This window comes from Ruegeria sp. CDSC054 (assembly GCF_059610645.1).
In genome coordinates this window covers 66,869-92,719 of record NZ_JBXWOA010000006.1, presented here as the reverse complement: position 1 = coordinate 92,719, position 25,851 = coordinate 66,869, and the positions used below count along the sequence as shown (strand labels likewise).

General features: G+C 57.7%; 29 protein-coding genes. 11 read left to right on the top strand and 18 right to left on the bottom strand.

Annotated features, from left to right (window positions below; all coding sequences use genetic code 11):
- Window positions 1-10: 10 nt before the first annotated feature.
- The 4 genes from glnA to AC2FGC_RS13600 all read left to right on the top strand — a co-directional run bounded on the left by glnA (window position 11) and on the right by AC2FGC_RS13600 (window position 4,128).
- Window positions 11-1,417, top strand: a complete 1,407-nt coding sequence (glnA, locus tag AC2FGC_RS13615; RefSeq protein WP_496723459.1) for a type I glutamate--ammonia ligase — start codon at window positions 11-13, stop codon at window positions 1,415-1,417.
- 100 nt (window positions 1,418-1,517) lie between these two features.
- Entirely contained in the window at window positions 1,518-2,162 is a 645-nt protein-coding gene (locus AC2FGC_RS13610) for an MSMEG_1061 family FMN-dependent PPOX-type flavoprotein (protein ID WP_496723461.1), read from the top strand.
- A gap of 66 nt (window positions 2,163-2,228) precedes the next feature.
- Entirely contained in the window at window positions 2,229-3,017 is a 789-nt protein-coding gene (locus tag AC2FGC_RS13605) for a lytic murein transglycosylase (RefSeq protein ID WP_496723462.1), read from the top strand.
- Between the two features lie 199 nt (window positions 3,018-3,216).
- On the top strand, window positions 3,217-4,128 hold the full coding sequence (locus AC2FGC_RS13600; RefSeq protein WP_496723464.1) for a hypothetical protein: 912 nt from the start codon (window positions 3,217-3,219) through the stop codon (window positions 4,126-4,128).
- Window positions 4,129-4,164: 36 nt separating this feature from the next.
- Here AC2FGC_RS13600 and AC2FGC_RS13595 read toward each other — a convergent pair whose 3' ends face one another.
- Window positions 4,165-4,908, bottom strand: a complete 744-nt coding sequence (locus AC2FGC_RS13595; protein WP_496723466.1) for a heme-dependent oxidative N-demethylase family protein — start codon at window positions 4,906-4,908, stop codon at window positions 4,165-4,167.
- Window positions 4,909-5,031: 123 nt separating this feature from the next.
- Between AC2FGC_RS13595 and dddP the strand changes: the two genes are divergently transcribed.
- On the top strand, window positions 5,032-6,375 hold the full coding sequence (dddP, locus tag AC2FGC_RS13590) for a dimethylsulfonioproprionate lyase DddP (RefSeq protein ID WP_496723468.1): 1,344 nt from the start codon (window positions 5,032-5,034) through the stop codon (window positions 6,373-6,375).
- Between the two features lie 4 nt (window positions 6,376-6,379).
- Here the strand turns inward: dddP and AC2FGC_RS13585 are convergent, their stop codons facing one another.
- Window positions 6,380-6,574: a hypothetical protein gene (locus AC2FGC_RS13585; protein ID WP_496723470.1), complete on the bottom strand. Its 195-nt coding sequence runs from the start codon at window positions 6,572-6,574 to the stop codon at window positions 6,380-6,382.
- Between the two features lie 241 nt (window positions 6,575-6,815).
- Between AC2FGC_RS13585 and AC2FGC_RS13580 the strand changes: the two genes are divergently transcribed.
- Window positions 6,816-8,030: a bifunctional alpha/beta hydrolase/OsmC family protein gene (locus AC2FGC_RS13580; protein ID WP_496723472.1), complete on the top strand. Its 1,215-nt coding sequence runs from the start codon at window positions 6,816-6,818 to the stop codon at window positions 8,028-8,030.
- A 9-nt stretch (window positions 8,031-8,039) separates the two neighbouring features.
- Here AC2FGC_RS13580 and AC2FGC_RS13575 read toward each other — a convergent pair whose 3' ends face one another.
- The 5 genes from AC2FGC_RS13575 to AC2FGC_RS13555 form a co-directional block, all read right to left on the bottom strand.
- Window positions 8,040-8,390: a hypothetical protein gene (locus tag AC2FGC_RS13575; protein WP_108860327.1), complete on the bottom strand. Its 351-nt coding sequence runs from the start codon at window positions 8,388-8,390 to the stop codon at window positions 8,040-8,042.
- A 10-nt stretch (window positions 8,391-8,400) separates the two neighbouring features.
- Window positions 8,401-8,958 carry a hypothetical protein gene (locus AC2FGC_RS13570; protein ID WP_282120435.1) on the bottom strand — a complete coding sequence of 186 codons (558 nt, stop codon included), beginning with the start codon at window positions 8,956-8,958 and terminating at the stop codon, window positions 8,401-8,403.
- A gap of 141 nt (window positions 8,959-9,099) precedes the next feature.
- A complete protein-coding gene (locus tag AC2FGC_RS13565) occupies window positions 9,100-9,687 on the bottom strand; it encodes a biotin transporter BioY (RefSeq protein WP_282120434.1) in 588 nt (195 codons plus the stop codon).
- Between the two features lie 68 nt (window positions 9,688-9,755).
- Window positions 9,756-10,178 (bottom strand): DUF6314 family protein, encoded by a 423-nt coding sequence (locus AC2FGC_RS13560; protein ID WP_282120433.1) that lies wholly within the window; start codon window positions 10,176-10,178, stop codon window positions 9,756-9,758.
- Complete coding sequence (locus AC2FGC_RS13555; RefSeq protein ID WP_496782621.1) at window positions 10,175-10,507, bottom strand: hypothetical protein; 333 nt, start codon at window positions 10,505-10,507, stop codon at window positions 10,175-10,177. The genes AC2FGC_RS13560 and AC2FGC_RS13555 overlap by 4 nt, the downstream gene beginning before the upstream one ends.
- A gap of 89 nt (window positions 10,508-10,596) precedes the next feature.
- Between AC2FGC_RS13555 and purB the strand changes: the two genes are divergently transcribed.
- The 4 genes from purB to AC2FGC_RS13535 all read left to right on the top strand — a co-directional run bounded on the left by purB (window position 10,597) and on the right by AC2FGC_RS13535 (window position 15,022).
- Window positions 10,597-11,901: an adenylosuccinate lyase gene (purB, locus tag AC2FGC_RS13550; RefSeq protein ID WP_496723482.1), complete on the top strand. Its 1,305-nt coding sequence runs from the start codon at window positions 10,597-10,599 to the stop codon at window positions 11,899-11,901.
- A gap of 379 nt (window positions 11,902-12,280) precedes the next feature.
- Complete coding sequence (locus tag AC2FGC_RS13545; protein ID WP_496723484.1) at window positions 12,281-12,823, top strand: tetratricopeptide repeat protein; 543 nt, start codon at window positions 12,281-12,283, stop codon at window positions 12,821-12,823.
- 68 nt (window positions 12,824-12,891) lie between these two features.
- The gene (locus tag AC2FGC_RS13540; RefSeq protein WP_496723486.1) at window positions 12,892-13,983 is read left to right on the top strand and encodes a flagellar motor switch protein FliG; all 1,092 of its coding nucleotides are present in this window, start codon (window positions 12,892-12,894) and stop codon (window positions 13,981-13,983) included.
- 115 nt (window positions 13,984-14,098) lie between these two features.
- Window positions 14,099-15,022, top strand: coding sequence for a lysophospholipid acyltransferase family protein (locus AC2FGC_RS13535; RefSeq protein ID WP_496723488.1), 924 nt, complete (start codon window positions 14,099-14,101; stop codon window positions 15,020-15,022).
- Here the strand turns inward: AC2FGC_RS13535 and AC2FGC_RS13530 are convergent, their stop codons facing one another.
- The gene (locus tag AC2FGC_RS13530; protein WP_496723490.1) at window positions 15,023-15,724 is read right to left on the bottom strand and encodes a DUF1223 domain-containing protein; all 702 of its coding nucleotides are present in this window, start codon (window positions 15,722-15,724) and stop codon (window positions 15,023-15,025) included.
- A gap of 231 nt (window positions 15,725-15,955) precedes the next feature.
- Between AC2FGC_RS13530 and acnA the strand changes: the two genes are divergently transcribed.
- Window positions 15,956-18,646, top strand: coding sequence for an aconitate hydratase AcnA (acnA, locus tag AC2FGC_RS13525; RefSeq protein WP_496723491.1), 2,691 nt, complete (start codon window positions 15,956-15,958; stop codon window positions 18,644-18,646).
- A gap of 114 nt (window positions 18,647-18,760) precedes the next feature.
- Here the strand turns inward: acnA and AC2FGC_RS13520 are convergent, their stop codons facing one another.
- The 10 genes from AC2FGC_RS13520 to yajC form a co-directional block, all read right to left on the bottom strand.
- A complete protein-coding gene (locus tag AC2FGC_RS13520) occupies window positions 18,761-19,297 on the bottom strand; it encodes a DsbE family thiol:disulfide interchange protein (protein ID WP_496723493.1) in 537 nt (178 codons plus the stop codon).
- Complete coding sequence (gene ccmD, locus AC2FGC_RS13515; RefSeq protein ID WP_496723495.1) at window positions 19,290-19,448, bottom strand: heme exporter protein CcmD; 159 nt, start codon at window positions 19,446-19,448, stop codon at window positions 19,290-19,292. Before ccmD ends, AC2FGC_RS13520 begins: the two co-directional genes overlap by 8 nt.
- The gene (locus AC2FGC_RS13510) at window positions 19,445-20,218 is read right to left on the bottom strand and encodes a heme ABC transporter permease (RefSeq protein WP_496723497.1); all 774 of its coding nucleotides are present in this window, start codon (window positions 20,216-20,218) and stop codon (window positions 19,445-19,447) included. Before AC2FGC_RS13510 ends, ccmD begins: the two co-directional genes overlap by 4 nt.
- 61 nt (window positions 20,219-20,279) lie before the next feature.
- Window positions 20,280-20,936 (bottom strand): heme exporter protein CcmB, encoded by a 657-nt coding sequence (gene ccmB, locus AC2FGC_RS13505; protein WP_496723499.1) that lies wholly within the window; start codon window positions 20,934-20,936, stop codon window positions 20,280-20,282.
- A complete protein-coding gene (gene ccmA, locus AC2FGC_RS13500) occupies window positions 20,933-21,547 on the bottom strand; it encodes a heme ABC exporter ATP-binding protein CcmA (protein ID WP_496782619.1) in 615 nt (204 codons plus the stop codon). The genes ccmB and ccmA overlap by 4 nt, the downstream gene beginning before the upstream one ends.
- A gap of 147 nt (window positions 21,548-21,694) precedes the next feature.
- Window positions 21,695-22,048: an Mth938-like domain-containing protein gene (locus AC2FGC_RS13495; RefSeq protein WP_496723503.1), complete on the bottom strand. Its 354-nt coding sequence runs from the start codon at window positions 22,046-22,048 to the stop codon at window positions 21,695-21,697.
- Complete coding sequence (locus AC2FGC_RS13490) at window positions 22,035-22,805, bottom strand: sulfite exporter TauE/SafE family protein (RefSeq protein WP_496723505.1); 771 nt, start codon at window positions 22,803-22,805, stop codon at window positions 22,035-22,037. The genes AC2FGC_RS13495 and AC2FGC_RS13490 overlap by 14 nt, the downstream gene beginning before the upstream one ends.
- Window positions 22,798-23,772, bottom strand: coding sequence for a protein translocase subunit SecF (gene secF / locus AC2FGC_RS13485; protein WP_058277475.1), 975 nt, complete (start codon window positions 23,770-23,772; stop codon window positions 22,798-22,800). The genes AC2FGC_RS13490 and secF overlap by 8 nt, the downstream gene beginning before the upstream one ends.
- Before the next feature lies 1 nt (window position 23,773).
- Entirely contained in the window at window positions 23,774-25,435 is a 1,662-nt protein-coding gene (gene secD, locus AC2FGC_RS13480; RefSeq protein WP_496782617.1) for a protein translocase subunit SecD, read from the bottom strand.
- Between the two features lie 33 nt (window positions 25,436-25,468).
- Window positions 25,469-25,756: a preprotein translocase subunit YajC gene (yajC, locus tag AC2FGC_RS13475; protein WP_058274044.1), complete on the bottom strand. Its 288-nt coding sequence runs from the start codon at window positions 25,754-25,756 to the stop codon at window positions 25,469-25,471.
- Between the last annotated feature and the right edge of the window lie 95 nt (window positions 25,757-25,851).

The following is a 25,851-nucleotide window of genomic DNA, read 5'->3' as shown; positions in this document are numbered from 1 at the left end:
ATATTAAGTTATGAGCAAGGACGCAGTTCTTCAGCTGATCAAAGACGAGGACGCCGAGTACGTCGACGTTCGCTTCACTGATCCCCGCGGCAAGCTTCAGCACGTGACGCTGATGGCCGACCAGGTTGACGAGGACTTCCTGGAAGAAGGCTTCATGTTCGACGGTTCTTCCATCGCAGGTTGGAAGTCGATTGAAGCATCCGACATGAAGCTGATGGTCGATACCGACAGCGCCTATGTTGATCCGTTCTACGCGGAAAAAACCATCTGCGTGCACTGCTCGGTTGTCGAACCCGACACCGGTGAAGCTTATGAACGTGACCCGCGCGGCACAGCCCAGAAAGCCGAAGCGTACCTGAAAGCGTCCGGTATCGGCGACGTTGCTTACATGGGGCCCGAGGCCGAATTCTTCCTGTTCGATGACGTCCGTTTCTCGAACAGTATCAACAAAGTATCATACGAAGTTGATGCAACTGACGCGTCGTGGAACACCGACACCGAGTACGAGATGGGCAACATGGGCCATCGTCCGGGCGTCAAGGGCGGCTACTTCCCGGTCAACCCCATCGACGAAGCGCAGGACCTGCGCTCGGAAATGCTGTCGACTATGAAGCGTCTGGGTATGAAGGTCGATAAGCACCACCACGAGGTTGCTTCGTGCCAGCACGAGCTGGGCCTAATCTTCGACAGCCTGACCAAACAGGCCGACGAGCTGCAGAAGTACAAATACATCATCCACAACGTTGCACACGCATACGGCAAATCGGCCACGTTCATGCCGAAACCGATCGCAGGTGACAACGGCACTGGTATGCACGTGAACATGTCGATCTGGAAAGACGGCAAGCCACTGTTCGCAGGCGACAAATACGCCGATCTGTCGGATGAGGCACTCTACTTCATCGGCGGCATCCTGAAGCACGCCAAAACGCTGAACGCCTTCACCAACCCGGCGACCAACAGCTACAAGCGTCTGATCCCGGGCTTTGAGGCCCCAGTTCTGCGCGCATACTCTGCACGTAACCGTTCGGGTTGTGTCCGTATTCCATGGACTGAAAGCCCGAAAGCCAAGCGCGTTGAGGCTCGTTTCCCCGATCCAGCTGCGAACCCTTACCTGGCATTTGCCGCTCTGCTGATGGCTGGTCTGGACGGCATCAAGAACAAGATCGATCCAGGCGAAGCCATGGACAAGAACCTCTACGACCTGCCCGCCGAGGAACTGGCCGATATCCCAACCGTCTGCGGTTCGCTGCGCGAGGCGCTGGAAGCGCTGGCGTCGGATCACGACTTCCTGCTGCAGGGTGACGTGTTCACCAAGGACCAGATCGACGGCTACATCGCACTGAAGATGGAAGAAGTCGAAACCTACGAGCACACCCCGCACCCGGTTGAATACGGCATGTACTACAGCTGCTGATCCCGTTCAGGGTTAGAATACTCAAGGGCGTCCATTTGGGCGCCCTTGTTTCGTTTGGTACGATCTCTCACACTCGGCCCACCCGGTTAGGAGAGATCGCATGTCATCAGACGCCCCCTTTTCTCAATTCACAGATTTCGTGACTTCGAGCGATGAACTGGAGCGAATAACCGGCGCGCCCCTGCCCCAGATCATCGCCAAAGAGCTGTCCGGGCTGGACCAGATGTGCCGCGACTTTATTGCCAAGTCCACATTCTGCCTGATTGCGTCGGCCAATCCAGGTGGTCATCTGGACATCTCGCCCCGAGGTGATCCAGAAGGGTTCGTAAATGTGTTATCCGACACCCTGATCGCAATCCCTGACCGACCTGGCAACAAGCGCGTGGATACGTTCCACAATATTTTGCTGGACCCACGCGTCAGCCTGATATTCTTCGTGCCGGGCAAGATGGAAACTCTGCGCCTTCGTGGCACTGCCCGTCTATGCAAAGATCGCGACTTGCTGGATAGCATGGCAATAAACAACCGCTCGCCGAAACTGGCCTTGGTCATCCATGTCGAAACAGTGTTCGCACACTGCCCCAAATGTGTGATACGCGCGAACCTGTGGCGGCCGGAGGAATGGCCGGACTCGTCTGAGTTACCGAACATGAACGCGATGATGGTCAAACACGCCAAGATAGACAAAACGCCTGAAGAGTGGTTTGAAAGCCTGAAAGGTACTGGAGAGTTGGACCTGTACTAACGTCTTTTCGGATTGGGGAATGCCACGTACCCTATCCATAACATTTCACTTGCCTGGATTTCACTGATGCTGCGATTTGCCCTTATACTTGCCCTGTCCCTTCCCACAGTTGCAGCCGCCGCTCCTTGCGGAAACACCAGTAACGGCTTCGAAGCATGGAAAAAGGACTTTGCGAAACAGGCCAAGCGTGCTGGCGTCAAAAAGAAGGGGCTGCAGGCGCTGGCACAAACGCAGTACGCCACGCGCACGATCGCTGCGGACCGCAATCAGAAAAGCTTTAAATATTCCTTGGACAAGTTCATGCGCGTACGCGGGGCAGACACCATCGTGGCGCAGGGGCGCAAACGTAAAGCACGCAACCCGCAATTCTATGCAGCACTCGAACGCCAATACGGCGTACCGGCCGGGGTACTGATCGCCATTCACGGCATGGAAACCGGGTTCGGAAACTTCATGGGGGACAGTCAGGTTGTTTCCGCAATCACAACACTGGCCTATGACTGCCGCAGGTCCGAATTTTTCATTCCTCACGCAATCGGAGCGCTGAAGCTGGTCGATCAAGGCAGCATTACGACAGCGACAAAAGGGGCAAAACATGGCGAACTTGGGCACACCCAGTTCCTGCCGGGCAATGCCATGCAATACGGGGTTGATGCCACCGGCGACGGTCAGGTCGACTTTTACAATATGACGGATGCATTGGCCTCAACCGCCAATTTTCTGCGTAAGAAGGGCTGGAAACCTGGTCGGGGCTATCAACAGGGTCAGCCAAACTTTGCTGTCATTCAACAGTGGAATGCCGCCTCGGTTTACCAACAATCCATTGCAATAATGGCTGCCCGAATCGACGGTTGAAGCAGGCTCGGGATTCCGGCAGTTACACCCGATTTCGGCCACATTGTCGCCACAGACGTCAAAAAGCCCTTAAAATGCCTAGGTTTCCATAGCGTAATCAATCCCCGCGATTTCTCATTTTTTTCCATTTTTGCCCAAATCTGCCCCAGATCGCTTGCTAGATTGTTTCCAAACACAGGATGCGACAAAGGACAGCGCAGTGACTCCGAAGCACAGCTATCACGGTGGTCTGCAATTCAACGGTAAGGCCGAAAACGCGGTCGAGCGGTTCAGCGACATCGTTGCCAAGACCCTTGCGGACTATGGTCACCTGGTCGAGCGTAAGTCTCTGCAGAACGACACCGAAGCAAGCATTGTGTCCAGCCAGTATTTGGTGCGCCTGACGCTGGATACCAAGGTCGCCGAAACCGAAGACCGGTTCGATCGCCTCAACCGCGCTGCAGGTCTGAAGACAATCCAGAGACCTATTGTCACCCTGCCGAATAACCGGCTGACGATCACAGTGACTCCAGTTTCCCCCCTATTGGATGACAGCGAAGTTACCGAGCTGATGCTGGTCGTAATCCTTTACAGAATGGTTGACGTCTGCGCGACCCAGCGGGTCGAATGGCTGTCGCCCAACACCGTTTTGACTATCGAACAATTCATGAGCGCATTTGACACGCTGGCCCCAAGCAGGCCGCGTGACAGAAAGCAGATTTTCGAGGCAGTGACAGGCCCGTTTGCCGGACTGAATGTTACTGACGCAGAAGACCTGGATGAGCCAGAAAAAAAGGCGCTGACCCCAGTAGCCCGGCCAATCCAGCTGTCAGATGAGCAGTTGCTCAGCATCGCTTTTCGGACAGAACCTATCGAGCAGCCTACCGATCGGGACGACACGCCCCCCCTCGTCCACGAGCAACCCAGCGATATCCTCCGACTGACCAGTTGGGGATTGACGGGTGCCGTGGCAAGCGTGTCCGTCCCGATTGCGGCCTCTTTGGCCGCTGTGAACCTGATAAGGGGCGAAGACTTCCGCCTGAACACTCAGGTGCTGGTGTATTCGGTCGCGATCTCCGCTCTCAGCACAAGCGGGGCACTTGCGGGCGCTGCCAGCGCGCTGGGCATGTAGCCTGGTATGAAATGACCCTCCTTGGAGGCCCCGCCATCAGGCGGGGTTTTCCATTTTTGGCACCTGCTCTGCCGCCAGAACATATGTATGGATCGAGAAAACCACGGCCTGCGTCTCTGGCAGTCGCAACAGCGTCTGCCGCTCACTTCGCAGGAACCTGGCGTGTCCTTGCTCCTGCGGGGCCCGTCGGTCGTATGCACTGCGAGGTTGATGCAGCTCGGCGTCCTCATACCACAGCGCGTTGAACCGCCACAGAGGGCGCCCTGGCTGTATCCCGTCAAACAACCGCTGAACTCGCCGGGCAATGTCGGAGTTGTAGCTGTCAACAGGCAGATGGATGTCGATCAGGGGCCGCATGAATTTCTCGGATAAACGCCAACTGGCAGGAAAACACAGGATGGCTCCGGTCAGAACATGTCCATCCCCCTGCTTTTGCAGGATGCAGAAATCTTCCTGCACCAATCGGCACAGAGTATCCAATGGCTGAACCTGATCGATCGAAACACCTGTCCCGTCCGGGCGAGTGACGTGATCTGTGCACTCGGGATAGACTTGGTTCAGGACAAGATCCAACAACTCCTGCGCAGCGGGTTTAGCACCTGCATCCATCGCCAGAACATCCGAACGATGACTAACCAAAAGGTCCTCGCGTCTTTGCATCTGGGCGGCGAACGCATCATCGTGGTGCAACCAGTTGTCCATGCTTGCTGGCTGAATGCCTGGCAATGGGCGCTTGTCCAACGGGTCATACGGAATTGAAGTCTGAAGAATGGTCGTCATGAATTTGACGTATCATCAGAATTTCCGCTTGTCGGTCAAAAAGCGACGAACGCACGGTCGCAAACCTTCAAGACGCCGAGAGATTGATTCTTCACGCTCAAAGAACAGGCAGGGAGACCCACCATGAACCGACACTACCGCGACAGCCGCAAGATCGACCCGACCAAAGGTGCGACCCTTGGTGATGGCACCCCGAATGAAAACGACCGGATCGAGATCGGCCCGACGCAGCTTGCGTTTTCAGAATGGGAAAAGGCTGGCCTTGCCCTGCCCGATCTGGCCCGGATGCGCGAACACCGGTGGAAACGGTTGACGCAGGCCATTGTCGATCGCGGCTATGGCGGGCTGTTGATGTTCGACCCGCTGAACATCCGTTATGCCACCGACAGCACCAACATGCAGTTGTGGAACACGCATAACCCATTCCGCGCCGTCTTGCTGTGCGCCGACGGCTACATGGTGATTTGGGACTATAAGAACTCTCCGTTCCTTTCCACGTTCAACCCGCTGGTGCGCGAGCAACGATCCGGAGCTGATCTGTTTTACTTTGACCGGGGCGACAAAGTCGACGTGGCCGCGGACGTGTTTTCCAACGAGGTGCGCGTTCTGATCGACGAACATGGTGGCGGAAACAAGCGCCTCGGCGTGGACAAGATCATGCTGCACGGCCTGCGCGCACTAGAGGCGCAGGGCTTCGAGATCATGGAAGGCGAAGAGGCTACGGAAAAGACCCGCGCCATCAAAGGCCCGGACGAAATCCTGGCCATGCGCTGTGCCAACCACGCCTGCGAAACCGCTGTGGCGGAAATGGAGAAATTCGCGCGCGCCAATGTGGGAGACGGCAAAACCTCTGAAGACGACATTTGGGCGGTGCTGCATGCCGAAAACATCCGGCGCGGCGGCGAATGGATCGAAACCCGCCTGCTGGCTTCGGGTCAGCGCACCAATCCTTGGTTTCAGGAATGCGGTCCCCGGATCACCCAACAGAATGAGATCATCGCCTTTGATACCGACCTGATCGGATCCTACGGCATCTGCATCGACATCTCGCGCACATGGTGGATCGGCGACGAAAAACCCCGGCCCGACATGGTCTATGCCATGCAGCACGCGCACGAACACATCATGACCAATATGGAGATGCTGAAGCCCGGCGTGATGATCCCGGAGCTGACGGCCAATGCTCACAAGTTGGACGACAAGTTTCTGGCGCAGAAATACGGCTGCCTGATGCACGGCGTCGGCTTGTGCGATGAGTGGCCTCTGGTTGCTTATCCGGACAAGGCAGTGGCAGGCTCTTACGACTACGCGCTCGAACCCGGCATGGTCCTTTGTGTCGAGGCTGCCGTTGGAGAGGTTGGCGGAGATTTCTCGATCAAGCTGGAGGATCAGGTTCTGATCACCGAAGACGGCTATGAGAACCTGACCACCTATCCCTTTGATCGGCAGCTCATGGGGCTGAGCTGACGTTTCAGTTCGACCAATGTGACCGTCTGACATTTCCGTGCCAGTCTTCGGACACGGGATCAAAAACCTGGGCCTCAGTGGATGTCACCGGCGGCAGAGTTTGACCAAGCGCAAATCCGATCACGCCGGTCAGGGCAATCACGGCCAGTATATCCGGGCGTAGAACCACGCCCCTTTGATCCATTGCAGTATGTGCCATTTGAACCTCCTGGGCTGCACGTGTGCGATGGTCGTAAGATGGGGGTGTGATATGAATTAGTAAAACAAATACTTTTTGCATTATACTTCACGAAATTTGATGCTTTAGGTTCACAGCAAAGACAAAGGAATGCGCGCAATCCGTTCGCTTCACTCACCTTCCCGTGACGCTTCTTACAATGGGGTTGAGCGGCCAGACGGAAGCACACACTATTAGTCATCCCGACGAACAAGGAACTGCCATGCCCACCGAACGCATTACCTTTGCCGGTCACGACGGCAACCAATTGGCCGCGCGCCTGGATTTGCCGGACGGACCGGTTCTGGCCACGGCGCTATTTGCGCATTGTTTCACCTGTTCCAAAGACATCCCTGCCGCGCGCAGGATCGCGGCCCGACTGGCGGCAATGGGCATCGCCGTGCTGCGATTTGATTTCACCGGGCTGGGTCATTCCGGTGGGGAATTTGCCAACACAACCTTTACCTCCAATGTCGAAGACCTGATCGCCGCCTCACATTATCTGGCGGGCCGCAACATGGCTCCGGCATTGCTCATCGGCCATTCGCTGGGTGGTGCGGCTGTGTTGCGCGCCCGCGCCGGAATTCCCAGCGTCAAGGCCGTGGTCACTTTGGGTGCACCCGCAGATCCGGGCCATGTAGCGCATCACTTCGAAGATGCGCTGCCGGAGATCAAGCAGGCTGGATCGGCGGACGTGATGTTGGGCGGGCGTCCCTTCCGCATTGGCAAAGCTTTTGTGGATGATATTTCCGAAGCAGCCCTGATGCCCGCTATCGCAGATCTGAAGGCCGCTTTGCTGATCTTGCACGCCCCTCGGGACGAGACCGTAAGCATCGACAATGCCAGCACAATCTTTCTGGCCGCCAAACACCCCAAGAGCTTTGTGACCCTCGACGATGCCGATCACCTGATTACCCGCGCATCCGATGCAGAATACGCGGCGGACGTGATCACCGCGTGGGTGACGCGATACGTCAAGCTCTGCCCGCCTGCCCCGCCACCGGGGGCACCCGAAGGTGTTGTTCGCGTGACCGAAGCTGATCCGGAAGGGTTCCTTCAAGACATTCAATCCGGTCCCCGGCACCATGCCGTCGCGGACGAGCCCGCCTCATACGGTGGCACCGACCGTGGCATGTCGCCCTACGGGTTTGTGTCATCTGGTCTGGGGGCTTGCACATCAATGACTATCCGCATGTACGCGCGGCGCAAGCGGTGGCCGCTGAAAACCGTTTCAGTCGATGTGTGCCACAACAAGGTGCATGCGCAGGACGCGGGGCTGGCTAACGAAGGAAAAGTCGATCAGTTCCGCCGCAAGATCCGCCTTGAAGGTCCGCTGACGGCCGAGCAACGCGCGCGATTGCTGGAAATCGCGGACAAATGCCCGGTCCACAGAACCTTGGAAGGGTCAGCCCAGATCACAACTGAATTACTGGACTGACCTGTCGGTTCAGCGCCGGCCTGCGGGGCGGTGAATAGGCGGCCGTGCCGCCGGGGGTCGTGCAACCGGAGGCCGTGGCCTGTTCGGCGGTCGCGACACCGGTGGTCTATTCGGTGGCTTGGCGATAGGTGGAACGGGGCGCGCAGGTGGGCGACCATCAGGCGGCCGGGGGCGATCCGGCCGGTCGATGTCAATATCCACGTCTACGTCATGATAATAGTCATTCCACAGCATCGAGTCGTAGAATGGGTCATACCCGTATCCTACGCCAACGGTTACGCCGTCACAGGCCGAAAGCGTCAGACTTGCTGCCCCCAATCCAAGGGCAAGGGCTGCGCGTTTGATCAATTTGCGGGTCATGTGCGCCTCCTCACTGCAGGGACCGGAACGACGCGAACACGGCGTTCAGATCGTCCACATAAGCTGGATCGGCGCCGTCCCGTAGGATCGCCACGGCAATGGCTACACGCCCCCTCGGCAAGTCGATCACGGAAACTGTGAAGTTCACACCGCGCCCTTCGCGACTGCCGGTCCCGCGAATGACACGCGCGGGCAACCCGCCAATGCGCGTCGTGGTGGTCTCGGACACTGTTGGATCCTTGACTAGAAACCTGTCGATATCCTCAAGATACCGAAGACCGCCCTCGATCGAGGCCACACCCGCAGGCGACACAAAGCCCATCCAGACATTGTCGTCCGTGACTGGCCGCATCCCCATGACCCGTGCCACGGCACGTGCATCGCCCAGCTCGGTATCTTCAATTTCGCGCGGGCCACCGGTGCGCAGCGCCCAGAAGTCGGGTACAGAAAAGCCGAACAGCGCCCGCCCGTTGTCCGTATAAGTGACCGGAGTGTCGGCTGACGCAGGCGCACCGCACAACCATAGCGAAGCGCAAACGGCGAGCGCCGAAGAAAATTGAATACGCATATCTCAATAACCTGATGATTTCATTGAATGCAGATTGACCTGCAGTGGCCCCTTTTGTCCAGCATTCCGATCTGCGGGTACAAAAAAACCGCGCCGGGATATCTCCGAGCGCGGCTTCGTCAGATTTGGATTGGTTGGAAATTACGAACGAGCGTCGCCCACCAGTTTCCACAGGCCAGGGATCAGCAGTGCAGCCAGCACCAGCTTGATCGCGTCGCCCACCAAGAAGGGTGTCAGACCCCACTGCAGGATCGGCTGATCCCACCCAAAAAGCTGACCCAGCCACAGCAGGCCGGGCACATAGATCACGACATTTGCCAGAACCAGAGCCAACGCCATCTTGCCGAACGAACGGTCCCAGCCGCGCGCGGCCAGTGCGCCCAGCAGAACGGTTGCCAGAAGGTAGCCAACCAGATAGCCGCCGGTGCCGCCCATCATGTAGGTCAGACCGAATTTTTCGGCCGAAGAGCCCGCGAACACGTCGAAGCCCAGCGCGCCGATCAGCAGGTAACCCAGCATGGTGACCAGACCCAGACGCGTGCCATAGGCGGTGCCGATTGTCAGCACGGCAAAGGTGCCCATAGTGATCGGGACAGGCCACATTGGAACCTTGATCTTGGCAGCTATTGCCAGCGCAAGAATACCTAGTGCCACCAGCACAACTTGCTTGACGCGCAGCGCGGTGCCTTCGCGCGGGCCAATCGCATTGGCCAGTACATTCGCATTCATTCTTATGTCTCCACCTATTTTCAACTGCAGAAATGCCCGCTTAGAGCTTTGACTGCAACATGATTACGCTATCTTAACCGATATTCGGTGCTCATTTCATAAGATTTTCTGGGTCCCGAGACGATCCAGCGCACTGACCAGACTGGCCAGGCTGAAAAATCGTAGACAGCATCGTAGCTGTCGGGCGGGCAATCGTGGTGGTCGGACGCATGTGCCTGGCCCAAGGCCAGCCGGTGAAAATAGCGGCCGTCGTCAAAATGTATGGCAATCGCCTCACGCGCCGCGTGCCACAGGTACCTGCGCGTGCCTTTCATCTCGGCTTGCCCCGGCAAACGCAGCGTGACTTCTTCGTCGTATATCAAGCCGTCCTCGGTTGGGCTCAGGACCGTGTGACCATCGGCCTGCACCACCTGCCCCGCCTGCGCGTCCAGAATGGTCCGGGTCAGGCTCCAATGGCCTTCGAAATCCAACAGTCTGCGCGGCAGGCTCATTCGGCGAGTGTCCCGTCGGTCGTGGCACTGTTATCATCAACGAACCGGATCACTTTGCCACTTTGCTGGACATCATAGCAGGCCCAAAAATCCGAAGGCGGCCAGACCGAGCAATAACGGTCCTCGCGCACTGCCCACCGCCCTGCGCTGGGTCCGCCCGAAAAATACTGTGTCAGCATCGTATCGTCGAAGGTCTGCCAGATACCTTCCCCGTAATCGAGCTTCTGTCCAGTCAATGCAGACAGAATTTCATCCCCCGTCAGCGTTCTGAACTCCTCAGCCGCCAGAAAACCGGGCCATAGGGCCAAAATCAGGGCAAACCGTCTCATATTCGCACTCGCGCCTTGTTCCTTTGTCTGCGCGGGTTTAAACCCCGCCGCAACGCCTCCTGCCAAATCACAATAAGGTGCCGCTGCCAATGATTCCACGCTATTCCCGCCCCGATATGGTCGCCATCTGGTCGCCCGAATCCAAGTTCCGCATCTGGTACGAGATCGAGGCCCATGCCTGCGACGCCATGGCGGATCTGGGTGTGATCCCACGCGAGAATGCCGAGGCTGTCTGGAAGGCCAAAGACGTGGAATTCGACGTGGCTCGCATCGACGAAATCGAAGCGGTTACCAAGCACGACGTCATCGCCTTCCTGACCCATTTGTCCGAACATGTCGGCAGTGAAGAGGCCCGTTTTGTCCATCAGGGCATGACCAGCTCGGACGTTCTGGACACTTGTTTCAACGTGCAACTGACCCGCGCCGCCGACCTGCTGATCGCAGATCTCGAAGGTCTGCTGGCTGCACTGAAACGCCGCGCAATCGAACACAAGGACACGGTCCGCATCGGCCGCAGCCACGGTATCCACGCAGAGCCAACCACCATGGGCCTGACTTTCGCGCGTTTCTACGCCGAGATGGACCGCAACCTGTCCCGCATGCGCGACGCCCGCGCTGAAATCGCCACTGGCGCGATCAGCGGCGCGGTCGGCACCTTCGCCAATGTTGACCCGCGTGTGGAAGAGCATGTCTGCGACCAGTTGGGTCTGGTGCCCGAGCCGATTAGCACTCAGGTCATCCCGCGCGACCGTCATGCTGCGTTCTTTGCCACGCTGGGGGTTATCGCCAGCAGCATCGAGAACGTTGCCATCGAAATCCGCCACATGCAGCGCACCGAGGTGCTGGAGGGGGCAGAGTTCTTCTCGATGGGTCAGAAAGGCTCCTCAGCCATGCCACACAAGAAAAATCCGGTGCTGACCGAGAACCTGACCGGGTTGGCCCGCATGGTGCGCGCGGCAGTGATCCCGGCGATGGAAAACGTGGCGCTCTGGCACGAGCGCGATATCTCGCATTCCTCAGTCGAACGCATGATCGGGCCGGATGCCACCATCACACTGGATTTTGCACTGTCGCGACTGACAGGTGTGATCGACAAGATGCTGATCTTCCCCGAGAACATGCTTGAGAACATGAACAAGTTCCCCGGCTTGGTTATGAGCCAGCGGGTTCTGCTTGCGCTGACCCAAGCAGGTGTCAGCCGCGAAGATGCCTATGCCATGGTTCAGCGCAACGCGCTGAAAGTCTGGGAACACCGCACCGATTTCAAAGAAGAACTGCTGGCAGACGCGGACGTCACCGCCGCGCTGAGCCCTGAAGAAATCGAAGAGAAATTCGATCTCGGCTATCATACCAAACACGTTGATACGATCTTCGCCCGTGTGTTCGGCGAATAAACCGCGATTGATCAAATGCTTCGCAGGGCCCGGTTCGCGTGACGTGATCCGGGCCCTGCTCTTTTGCCAGACAGGCCAAAACAGGCTATGATGCCCGCGTATGTCCGGACAGGAGAAACACGATGATCCGCACTTTGATTTGCGCTTTGGCTCTTAGTTGTTCAGCTTCCGTTGCTTTGGCCTGCAGTGGCCATTCCAAGCAAACCCAGTCCTGCGCGCCGGGCACGTATTGGGATGCAGAAGCCCATACCTGCGCCAAAATTGTGAATAGCTGAGAAAAAATCTTCCTATTCGTGAATAAACGCGAGCCTTCGGTTGTTAGCTTTTGAGAAGAACGCACTATGCTTTCTGTAAGTAGCCCATACAACGGAGTAGGAATATGCGCCTAGTACTCGCTTCAGCCATCGCCCTTCAGGCCTTCGCATTCGCGCCGGTCGCGATTGCCGCTGGTGGCGGTGACAGCAGCCCGCCAAAGCCGACCAACACGACCAAGAAGTGTTTCTTCGGTCGCGTCTATGACAAAGACGCCGGACGGTGCGTGAAGCCGGACAAGACCAACTTTACTGAAGACGAACTTTACGACGCTGTGCGCGAACTGGCCTATGACGGACAGTTCGAAAATGCACAGGACATCCTGCGCATCATGGATCAGGATGATGATCGCGTGTTGACCTACTGGGGTTTCACCTACCGCAAAATGGGTGAGCTTGATCTGGCGAATGCCTTCTATTCGAACGCCATTGAGGCAAATCCCGACAACATACTGGCGCGCAGCTATATGGGTCAGGGCTTTGTCACCGAGGGCAAAACCGATCTTGCCATCGCACAGTGGCGCGAGATCAAGGCGCGCGGCGGTGAAGGCACCTGGGCCGAGGCATCCCTGCGCGAGGCGATCCGCACCGGGCTGACTTACAACTATTAAACTTCAGCCTTTCTTTACCCGACTCTCCGTAATCTGCCTGTGGAACAGAAACTTGGCACCACAGGCAGATGCAGGACACAAACTCTTTGGTTCAACTGGCACCGGGGACATCAAAACCCGCAGCCGACGCCCAGAACGACGCGCCCCGCGTCGTCCCCAAGGCGCTGAGCAACCGACAAAAAGCCGCCGTCGTGGTGCGTCTTTTGTTGAATGAGGGCGCAGATATCCCCCTGGAAGAACTTCCCGACGATTTGCAGGAAAAGCTGACGCACCAGCTGGGTCAGATGGGCCTTGTGGATCGCATCACGCTGGCATCCGTCGCACATGAATTTGCCGAAGCGCTGGACAGTGTCGGCCTGTCTTTTCCACATGGGTTGGCCGGTGCTCTGGACGCAGTCAGCGACCGGATAACGCCTGCAACAGCGGCCAGGTTGCGGAAAGAAGCCGGGGTGCGCCAGGTCGGGGATCCGTGGCAACGGCTGCGCGAAATCCCGACAGAAGATTTGGCCGCCATCGCTCTGGCCGAAAGCACTGAAATTGCGGCGGTCATGTTGTCCAAGCTTGAAACTGCGAATGCCGCGCAACTTCTGGGTCACCTGCCCGGCCCGGTCGCGCGGCGCATCACCTATGCCGTGTCCAAAACAGCCAACATCACGCCCGAGGCGGTTGAACGGATTGGCTGGTCGTTGGCGGCGCAACTTGATCGACGCCCGGCCACGGCCTTTTCGGATGGCCCCGGCGCGCGGGTCGGTGCGATTCTGAACCAATCAGCCGCAGCGACGCGCGACGGGCTTTTGACGGCCCTGGACGAAGAAGACACCGACTTTGCAGCTCTGGTGCGCCAATCGATATTCACCTTTGCCCATATCCCGGCCCGCATCCTGCCCCGGGACGTGCCTGCGATTCTGCGTGGCGTGGAACAGGCAGACCTTGTTACCGCCCTGGCCGGAGCCCAGGGCGAAGATGATAAATCAGCGGTCGAGTTTCTGCTGTCCAACATGTCCACGCGTATGGCGGATAACCTGCGCGAAGAAATCACCGAACGCGGCAAGGTGAAACTGTCCGAAGCCGAAGACGCGATGACCCTAGTCGTTGTTGCAATTCGAACACTGGTGGATGAAGGCGCACTAGCGTTGATCGAAGAGGATAGCGAAGAGTGACCGGCAAGTCCGATCCGGCAAGTCAAAGCATGGCTTTGGTTTGCAACGCTTGTGGTTGCGGTTTCCGCCTTGTATGTCTTGCCCGGCAAATCGCAACAGCCGGTGAGACCTATTCATGCCCGTCGAAAAGTCGGAACTAAGCCGCACAGAGCTTAGAAAATACTACATCACTGGATTGTTCATGAAGGGCGTCATCGGGACCTTGCGGTTGCTGCCCTATGAAGCTCGCCTGGCCACCATGGGCGCAATCGCACGTGGACTTTCACCGTTGATCGGCTTTACCAAACGCGTGCGCAGCAACTTGAAATTGACCCGCCCTGACCTGTCAGAGGCCGAGGTCAACAGAATTTGCAGTGCCGTTCCGGACAATGCCGGTCGCGCGATTATGGAGCACTTTTCGCCCGAAGGGTTCACCGAACGTCAGCGCACGGCAAAGGTAAGCGGTTCGGGTGTTGCCGCATTTGACACTGCCGTCGCCGAAGGGCGACCGATCATGATGATCACCGCGCATTTTGGTCACTATCTTGCAGCACGCATCGCCCTGCAGGAACGCAGCGGTCAACCGATTGGGTGCCTCTATCGCCGCATGGCGAATCCTTATTTCAACGACATGTATGTCGAGGCGTTCCATAAGACCGGCTCGCCGATGTTCGAACAGGGCCGTCGCGGAATGGTCGAGATGGTTCGGTCGCTCAAGAAAAATGGGATCATCGCAATCGTATCCGATCTGCACGCCCATGGCGGTGAAGAGCTGACATTCTTTGGTAAGCCCGCCGTGACCTCAGTCCTGAATGCAGAACTGGCAATGAAATACAACGCTGTCCTGATCCCGTGTTATGCGGTGCGGCAACCAAACGGCGTGGATTTCGAAATCGTGCTGCACGATCCGGTGCCGCATACAGACCCCAGAACCATGACCCAGTTCACCAATGACGACCTTGAGGCCATGGTAAGACAGCATATGGGTCAGTGGTTCTGGATCCACCGGCGCTGGAAAGCCTGGAACGGTTTGGGCGTTCAGCCCGAGGATATGCCCTGATTACTTGACCCGCGCGGCTGCCACAATCGGGCCGTGCCCTGCCCTTTGCACCAGCACAACTGCCGGAAAATCCGTGTCGACGGTTACCGAAAACGCCTGAGGCGCGACGCCGTCCCATTGACCTGCCATATGCCAGGCCTCGACAACATTGGCATAGTCCAGATCGTGGCCAGCCAGCTCTCCACGTCGGATCGAGGCATGGCGCATCGGTGAATACTGAATGACCCGGATGTCATAGGTTTCTCCGGCCGGCAGTTCGACCGGCGTCACATCCACCGATACATCATCACCCGAGCGCACGGCCGTCACGGATGCTTGCGGGGTGGCCTTGAGATGTGCATTGATCAGGCGATCCAGCTCCCGCGATTGCGCCCCGACCACATCCTGCTGCCCATTCACCACCATCTGAGGCGTATAGATCATCGACCGCCCACCTTCTCGCGCATAAGTGCGCTGGCGCAGAGTGTGATCCGGGTCGGCATATTCGTCCTTCCAGCCGATGTAGTCCCAGTAATCCACATGCAGTGCCAGGCCGATCACATCGTCGCGTTTGGCCAAGTCATGCATGATCCGGTCGGCAGGCGGACAGGACGAACAGCCCTGAGATGTGAACAACTCAACCACAACCGGATCGCCCTCGGCCAGGGCTGCTGTAGAGAGAAACAAGGAAACTAGCGCTGTCGCGCGAATGGATCTGAACATTACGGGTCTCGGGCCTTTGGCTGGGTGTACTGCCCGGTTTAAACGCAAGCCCGTTCAACCTCCAATCAACGTTTCTTGAGACATGCGACCATCGTTACCCTTATATTTTGTGTGCAATGGTATACATAACTCAACAAGCTCACCACCTTGGTCCTTGAACCAAAGGCTTTGGTGATGCAGATAACTATTAGCGAATCCCGGGATCTAAGTCATTTCAGAGGGAGGCCACAGATGCCCATCAAAGTCGGACAAGATACTGCCAAAACACGCCGCAACCTTAGCGTGAATGGCAAATCCATTTCATATTACTCGATCCCTGCCGCGCAAGAGGCTGGTCTGGGTGATTTTTCCAAGCTTCCCGCCGCGCTGAAAGTGGTTCTGGAAAACATGCTGCGGTTCGAGGACGATGGCTTTTCTGTCGCGGTCGACGATATCAAAGCCTTTGGCGAATGGGCAACCAATGGCGGCAAGAACCCGCGCGAGATTGCGTATCGCCCTGCCCGCGTGTTGATGCAGGACTTTACCGGCGTTCCGGCTGTTGTTGATCTGGCCGCGATGCGCGATGGCATCAAAGGACTGGGCGGTGATGCACAAAAGATCAACCCGCTTAACCCGGTTGATCTGGTCATCGATCACTCGGTCATGATTGATGAATTCGGCAACCCCCGCGCGTTCCAGATGAACGTGGATCGCGAATATGAACGCAACATGGAGCGTTACCAGTTCCTGAAATGGGGTCAGTCGGCATTCAACAACTTCCGCGTTGTCCCCCCCGGAACCGGTATCTGCCATCAGGTGAACCTGGAATATCTGGCCCAGACCGTCTGGACCGACACCGACCAGAACGGCGACGAAGTCGCCTACCCCGATACGCTGGTTGGTACCGACAGCCACACCACAATGGTCAACGGTATGGCCGTTCTGGGCTGGGGCGTCGGCGGGATCGAGGCCGAAGCCGCGATGCTGGGCCAGCCGATCTCGATGCTCATCCCCGAGGTTGTCGGTTTTGAGCTGACCGGCGCGATGGTCGAAGGCACAACTGGCACCGACCTTGTTCTGAAGGTCGTTGAGATGCTGCGCGAAAAGGGCGTGGTGGGCAAATTCGTCGAGTTCTATGGGAGCGGTCTGGACCGCTTGCCGCTGGCCGACCGCGCGACCATTGCCAACATGGCGCCCGAATATGGCGCGACCTGTGGCTTCTTCCCAATCGACGGTGAAACACTGCGCTACATGCGAAACACCGGCCGTGATGAGGATCGTCTGGCACTAGTCGAAGCCTATGCCAAGGAAAACGGCCTGTGGCGCGATGAAAACTATGCGCCCATCTACACCGACACTCTGACGTTGGACATGGGCACAATTGTTCCCGCAATCTCGGGGCCAAAACGTCCACAGGACTATGTTGCGCTGACCGACGCCAAAGCTGCCTTTACCAAGGAAATGGCCGAAACCTTCAAGCGCCCGATGGGCAAGCAGGTCGTGGTCAAGGGCGAAAACTACGGCATGGAATCGGGCAAGGTTGTGATCGCCTCGATCACCTCGTGTACCAACACTTCGAACCCTTATGTGATGATCGGTGCCGGCCTAGTCGCAAAAAAGGCGCATGAGCTAGGCTTGAACCGTCAGCCGTGGGTCAAAACATCGCTGGCCCCCGGTTCGCAGGTTGTGTCTGAATACCTTGAGGCAGCAGGCCTCCAGCAACATCTGGATGCCATCGGGTTCAACCTGGTTGGTTATGGCTGCACCACATGCATCGGCAACTCTGGCCCGATCCAGAGGGAGATCAGTGAAGCGATTGCCGAAGGTGATCTGGTCGCGACCTCGGTTCTTTCAGGCAACCGCAACTTTGAAGGCCGGATTTCGCCGGACGTGAGGGCCAACTATCTGGCCTCGCCGCCGCTGGTCGTAGTCTACGCACTGGCTGGCACCATGGATATCGACCTGACATCCGAGCCGATCGGCCAGGACAAGGACGGCAATGACGTCTTCATGAAGGACATCTGGCCAACTCAAAGCGAAATTGCCGAGCTGGTGCAAGAAACTGTCACCCGCGAAGCGTTCCAGTCGAAATATGCGGATGTCTTCAAAGGCGATGAGAAATGGCAAAGCGTTGAGGTTCCGCAACAGGAAACCTATGACTGGCCGCCGACTTCGACCTATATCCAGAACCCTCCCTATTTTCAGGGAATGGGTGCCGAGCCGGGCACGATCACAAATATCGAAGGGGCCAAGGTATTGGCGGTTCTTGGGGACATGGTCACGACCGACCACATCTCACCCGCAGGGTCTTTTGCAAGCACCTCGCCTGCCGGTCAGTACCTGATCGAACGTCAGGTACAACCGCGTGAGTTCAACTCCTACGGTTCCCGCCGCGGCAACCATGAGGTCATGATGCGTGGTACCTTCGCCAACATCCGCATTAAGAATGAAATGCTGGACGGCGTCGAAGGTGGCTATACCAAAGGTCCTGACGGCGAGCAGGCTTCGATCTACGACGCTTCGATGGCCTACCAGGAACTAGGCCTTCCGCTGGTCGTCTTTGGTGGTGAGCAATACGGTGCCGGTTCATCCCGGGACTGGGCTGCCAAAGGCACGGCCCTGCTGGGCGTCAAAGCCGTGATCGCCGAAAGCTTTGAGCGTATCCACCGGTCCAACCTGGTTGGCATGGGCGTGATCCCGTTCGAGTTCACCGGCGGCGACACCCGCAAGACACTGGGCCTGACTGGCGATGAAACCGTATCAATCCACGGCTTGGATTCGGTCGAGCCGCTGCAAGAGGTGCCCTGCACCATCATCTTCGGCGACGGAACCGAGAAAACGATCACGCTGAAATGCCGGATCGATACCGCGCCCGAGATCGAATACATCGAAAACGGCGGCGTGCTGCAATATGTGCTGCGGAACCTTGCCAAGGAAGATTAAAGCAACAAAGCCCCGGCCAATGCGCCGGGGCTTTTTCTTGGGTGCCAGCGCAACTAGCAGAAATAAGAAACAGATCGCGTGCAGCAGGCACGCTCCGGATGGCAACGGATCAGATCACTGGCTGGCTTTTTCCAATGCCGGGCGGATCCTGCTTTCGATGACGCGCTGCGTGATCGGACCGGCAAAGCGCAGAATGATCGTGCCCTCTCCGTCGATTACATAAGTTTCCGGTACACCGTAGAGACCCCAGTCCAGCGCCATGCGTCCTTGCTCATCCCGTCCGATGGCTTCGTAAGGGTCGCCCAGTTCGGTCAGAAAACCTTCGGCATTGGCCAACTGATCCTTGTAGTTGACGCCATAGACCGGGATGCCCTCTTCGGACAGCGCCTCAAGGTTGGGGTGCTCAGCCCGGCAGGGCGCACACCAGCTGGCCCAATAGTTGACCAGCTTGACCTCACCATCACGCAGGGTGTCATCGTCGAACAACGTTTTGCCCGGAAACTCTGTCAGAACGACAGGTGGCGCGGGCTGCCCTTCGCGTGCAGATGGCAAGGCATCGGGGTCATCCCGGAACATGCCAATGCCGGCCAAAACGGCAAAAGCGCCGAAGATCAACGGCGGCGCAATCATCAGGGGTGAGATTTTAGCCATTGCGCGACATCCTGTGTTCGACCTTTTCCATTTCCGCCCGGACTTTGCGCCCGCGCATTACGCTGAGAACGACCAGTGCAATCAGCAACCCCAGCGAGGCAGCATAGGACCACAGGACCGCGTCGGCATATTTTCCAAGATCTGGGATCATCCGTTTAGCCTTTCTCGCGCCAGCAGCGCCTTGATCCGTCGCGCCCGGATTTCTGTTCCTGTGCGATACAGAACCAACGCAATGAACAGCAGCACAAATCCGATGATGCACAGCAGCAGCGGGTAGAAATAGATGTTGCTGACCTTTTCTTCAGTATCCGAACCCGTGACGGCAGCAGCGCGCATCACAGAGGCTCCTTGGTGCAGACCTTGGTTCCAGAAGTTCACGGCATAGCGGCTGAGCAACGCAAAAACCGAACCTACCAGACACAGGACCGAGGTCAGATCGGCGGCTGTGTCGGCATCTTCGATCGCTTCCCATAGCGCCACGTAGCCCAAATAGAACAGGAACAGGATCAAGAACGCGGTCAAGCGCGGATCCCAGGCCCACCACGTGCCCCACATCGGTTGCCCCCAAATCGCGCCGGTTGCCAGGGCGACCATGGTCATCACGATACCGACCGGCGCAGCGGCCCGGGCTGCCAGCGCGCTGACATGGTGACGCCGTACAAGCCAGATCAGCGAGGTCGCCAGCATCATCAGCCAACAATTAATCGCCATCAGCGCCGCAGGCACATGCAGATAGATGATCTTGACCGTCGAGCCCTGTTTGTAGTCATCCGGTGTGAAGAAAAAGCCCCAAACCAGCCCAACGAACAGACACACAAAAGAAGTCATCCAGAAGAACGGCAGGATCCGCTCGCTGGTCACGAGGAATTTGCGCGGGTTAGCGTATTCCCAGAGGGTATTGGCTTTGGCTGCGATAGACATGGGCTCTATTTAGTCCGACTCGTGTTTGTTCTCAATTGACATCAGTCAAACTGCGACAGCGTCACCGAAGGTTGATCCGCAATACTGCTGCGCTGGCAAAAGGCAACAGCGCAATCGTGGCGGCGGTGATCCCCGCCAGCATCAAAAGCGGCGTCTGCGTTTCCATCCCCGTGGCACCACGGCGCGCGACCTCGGCCCCGAAGATCAGTGTGGGAACATAAAGCGGCAGAACAAGCAATGACAGCAATAGACCACCACGCTTTAGGCCGACTGTCAGAGCTGCGCCGAAGGTCCCGATCACACTCATGGCCGGGGTGCCGACCAAAAGTGAGATCACCAGCCAGAAAAATCCCGGCACCGGCAGGTTCAACAGCACACCCAGAAACGGCGCGGCCAGAACCAGGGGCAAACCCGTCGTTAACCAGTGGGCCAGCGCCTTGATCGTCACAACCGCCTCAAGCGGCAAGGGCGCCGTTGCTAGCAGGTCAAGCGATCCGTCTTCCCAATCCAGCGCAAGCAGACGATCAAGCGACAACAGGCAAGCCAACAGCGCGCCCAGCCAAAGCACACCCGGCGCAATTGTCGACAGCAGCGAAGATTGCGGGCCGACAGAGAACGGCACCAGAACGGTTACAATCAAAAAGAATGCAAGGCCAAGACCAAAGCCCCCACCCGCGCGGAAGGCCAGTTTCAGGTCGCGCAGCAGCAGTGCGATCACAGGAAGCCTCCGTCAAAGTCGTCGATAGGTTTTGGCTTGGCTTTGTTAGAACCCACATCCAAAACCGCCCCGTCCAGGCCCAGGTCAATATGGGTTGCGATCAGGGCCGAACCGCCCTGCCCCAGATGGGCACGAACGGTATCGGCGAACATCTGGACGGCGCTTTTGTCCAGTGACACCGTCGGTTCGTCCAGCATCCAGATCGGCCGCCCGGTGACCAGCATCCGGGCCAGTCCAAGGCGACGTTTCTGCCCGGCGGACAAGTTTCCCGCATGGCGGTCCGACAGCTCGTTCAAAGCAAAGGCATCCAATGCCGGTTGGATGTCATTTGTTCCAAAGACCGAGGCCCAGAAGATCAGGTTTTCCACAACCGTCAACGTTGGCTTCAACCCATCGGAGTGAGAGGCGTAGGCGATCTGATCTTCGGCCCCGTCAATGGTTCCGCTCAACGCCGGCTGCAACCCCGCCAGCGTGCGCAGCAAGGTCGTTTTTCCGATCCCGTTCGGTCCACGCAGGATCAATGCCTGACCGGGTCGAAGCGAGAAGTTCAGCCCCTCGAGCACGGGGATGCCCCCGCGGGTGATGGCAAGATCGGATACGGTCAGTGTCATACGGTCCGGCTTATCTTATTGCGCATAGGGGCAAAAGGCGGGATTTGCCGCAGGGTGACACCTGATCCGCTTTCAAATGACCGCGGTAGCGAGGGGCCAGCCCCTCGCTCTCTCCTGGGTATTTTTGGCCAAATGAAGCGGTTCCTGTCAGGTGGGAAGCAAAGCCAGCGCGATGCGACGGCCTTCGGAGAGCAGTACATTATAAGTCCGGCAGGCTGCGGGTGAGTTCATGATCTCAACGCCCATGCCGGCCTGCTCGAGCGCCGCTCGAAGGTCAGAGGGGATGTGGGCCAGATCAGCGCCCGTTCCGATCAACAGGACATCCACATGCCCAGCCAATGCAAGCAAAGAGGATTGATCGTCGTATCCGCCCCAACCAGTGGTGCCCGATGGACCGGTTAGAACCGCCCCTTGGTGAACCTGGCCACCAATACGGAAAAAGCCGGGCCCGTAGCCATCAACCGGTGTTGCGTTGTTATATGTGATCTCATTCAACCGCATGGATATCTTCTATGCCCCAAAGCGGCAGGCCCGACAAGGCAGCAAGGGCGATGACCACATAAGCCGCGGCACGGTAGAGCTTTGCCCTTTCCGGATTGAATAGCCATCCGCCCAGCCAATTGCCCAGAAGGTTCGGGGCGGACAGAGCCAAACCCAAAACGACACTGTCGAGGGTCACACGCCCCATGCCGGACAGGAAGCCAAAGATGAGAAAATCGAATCCAAAAAGGAACAGCAGGATTGTGGCCCGGATAACCTCTACAGGAAGTGGGCGAGACATGTAGAACAAGATCACCGCCGGTCCAGGCAACCCAGCGACGCCACCGAGAAAGCCCGCAGCGCCACCGATTGCGGTCACCATCGCGCGCCGCACGCGGCCTTGATAGCGTAATCCGAGGATCAGGATTGCAAGCATGAATAAGGCCAGAAAACTGACCGCGTATCGAAAAACCTCAGGTTCGACCTGCGTAAGGACCCACAGGCCAACGGGCAGGACCAGGGCGCAGCCCAGCAGTAACCGTGCCAGGTCGCCGCGGTCCACGACGCGCCACGCCCGTCGCAGGTTGGGGAGTGGCCCGAAGATATCCATGATCGTCAGTCCGATCAGCGCCCCAAACGGGCCGAGGAACGGTGTGGCCAGAGGTAAAAAAATCAGCGCGGTGCCAAAGCCGGAAAACCCGCGAACGATGCCACCCAATGTCGCTGCAAAAAGGATAACGGCCAGCCCCGTGGGGGATTGGCCGAGAAGATCAGGCATCCACATTTGCGAACTGGTTGCCCGCGTTGTTGGATGGCTTAGACCAGTCGCGCTTAACGCCCAGCCACAGCAGAATGGTCGAGGCCACAAAGACCGAGGAATACGTCCCCACGATCACACCCCAGATCATCGCGAAGACAAAGCCGCGGATCACGTCACCGCCCAGCACATAGAGCGAGATCAGAGCCAACAGGGTGGTAACCGAGGTCATTACTGTTCGACTGAGTGTTTCGTTGATCGAGATATTCAGAACCTCTTTGAGGTCCTTCTTCTTGTACTTCCGCAGGTTCTCGCGGACGCGGTCGAACACGACCACAGTGTCGTTCAGCGAATAGCCAACGATGGTCAACAGCGCGGCGATGATAGCCAGGTCGAACCGGATTTGCAGTTCCGAGAAAATCCCAATTGTCAGGATCACGTCATGCACCAGCGCGGCCACAGCGCCCAAAGCGAACTGCCATTCGAAGCGCAGCCAGATGTAGACAAGCACCGCCCCGATCGCCAACACCACCGCGATAACGGCAGTTTGGATCAGCTCACCGGAGACTTTGGGGCCGACGGATTCAACGCTTTCAAATGGTAATTTGAGGCCTGGATCAGCAGCGGCAAGCACCTCGCCGACCTGAGTGATCACGTCCGATGTAACTGCCTCGGCGTCTTCTTGCGCCTGGATACGGATCATCGCGACATTCTCATCCGGTCCAAAGTTTGGATCGAAGATCTCTGTGATTGTCACATCCCCCAATTCCAACGGGGCAAGGGCGTCACGATAAACTCCAACATCAATCTCTTGGGTGCTTTGCGTCCGGATCGTTGTGCCACCGCGGAAGTCGATGCCGAAGTTCAGCCCCTGAAGCATGAAGGACGTGAACGCCACGATCATCATCAAAGCCGAGATACCCAGCCAGATTTTCCAGCGGCTGAAGAAATCGAACGAGGTATTCTGGGGTACGAGTTTCAGTCTCATGTCAAACCTCGATCATTTTCGGGCGGCGGCGTTCATACCAGATGACGATCATCAGACGCGTCACGAAGATCGCGGTGAAGACCGAGGTCAGAATGCCCAGACCCAACGTGATGGCAAAACCGCGCACCGGACCGCTGCCCATGGCAAACAGGATTACAGCGGTGATGAATGTGGTCACGTTTGCGTCCAGAATGGCCGACAACGCCTTTTCATAACCCAGTTCGATCGCGCGCGCCGGGCCTCTGGCGGATTTCAGTTCTTCGCGGATACGTTCAAAGATCAGCACGTTGGCATCCACCGCCATACCAACCGTCAACACGATACCGGCGATACCGGGCAGTGTCAGGGTGGCTCCGATCAGGGACAACAGACCAAACAGCAGGCCGACGTTGATGATCAGGGCAATGTTGGCAAAGAGACCAAACAGGCCATAGCTGAGCGCCATGAAAACCAGCACTGCGACGAAGGCCACAATAGTTGCGACCTTACCGGCGTCGATGCTGTCCTGCCCCAGTTCGGGGCCGATGGTACGCTCTTCGAGGAATTCCAGCCCGGCTGGCAACGCGCCTGCGCGCAACAGAACAGCCAGATTGGTGCTTTCTTCGACGGTGAAGTTGCCGGTGATGATGCCCGACCCGCCGGGAATGTGGCTTTGAATGACAGGGGCCGAGATGACCTCATCATCAAGAATGATTGCGAACGGCTGGCCGATATTTTCCAGCGTATAATCGCCGAACTTGCGTGCCCCCGAAGTGTTGAACCGGAAGCTGACCGCAGGGCGACCGTTCTGGTCGAAGGCTGGCTGCGCGTCCACCAGCTCTTCGCCGGTGACGACTGGGGCCGACTCGACTGTGTAAAACAAACCGGTTTCGTCGATGGAGGGGAGGACCTGTTCGCCAATCCCCGGGACCGCGTCAGGGTTGGTGCCCCGCCCCACAACGGGATTGAATGTCAGCTGAGCGGTGGTGCCGATGATCTCTTTCAGTTCACCAGCACTGCCGATACCCGGAACCTGTATCAGAATACGATCCGCACCCTGGCGTTGGATCGTCGGCTCACGCGTTCCGACCTCGTCAATACGGCGGCGCACAATCTCAAGCGACTGGCGCACAGTGCGGTCGTCTGTGGCAAGTTTTTCAGCCTCGGACAGTTGAACGACGATTGTGTCGCCCTCAGCCCGTGCCTCGATATCGGTTGCACCTACACCGGTCAGGGTTTGCACCTGACGGGCCAGGCCGCGCACAACTTCAAGCGCGCGGGACATGCCCTCGGGCTGGCTGATGCGCACCCGAATCTCGTCCGGGGCCGACTCTTGTTTGCGGATGGTGCCAACCGTGGCGCGCTCATCCCGCAGTGCATCGCGAATTTCGGGCCACATGGCCTCCATCCGGGATTCGTACACATCGCCGACCTGAACTTCGGCCAACAGATGCGCACCACCGCGCAGATCGAGGCCCAGATTGACCAGCGACGACGGCAGCCAGTTCGGCCATTGCGCCGCCTCGGCCTGCATTTCGGGAGTGTCGATACCAAGCTCAATTGCGGCCTTGGCATCGTTGGATTGCTCGACGCGCGTATAAAACGCATTCGGCAGGGCAAGGATCAGACCGATCACGCAGACCAGCCAGATCAGAACCCGCTTCCAGGTATCAATTTGCAGCATTACCCTGCCTTTTCAAGGAATTGTGGCGCGAAGTTACTTCGCGGGCTCAGTCTTGTTCAGAACCTGCGCAATGGTCGACTTGACCACACGAACCTTCACACCCTCGGCGATTTCAACTTCGATCTCGTTGTCGCCTTCCTTGACCTTGGACACCTTGCCGATCATTCCACCCTGGGTGACAACCTGATCGCCGCGACGCACGGCTTCGACCATGGCCTGATGCTGCTTCATCTTTTTCTGCTGCGGACGGATGAGCAGAAAATACATGATAGCGAAGATCAGGATCAGCGGGAGAAACTGGGCGATTGCGCCACCTTCCATGGGATATTCCTTTGTTTTGATGCTGCGGAGAAGCTCCGCAAATTTGGCGAGAACCTATGCTCTGAATTGCGCCTTTGCAAGCGATGGCAACGCTG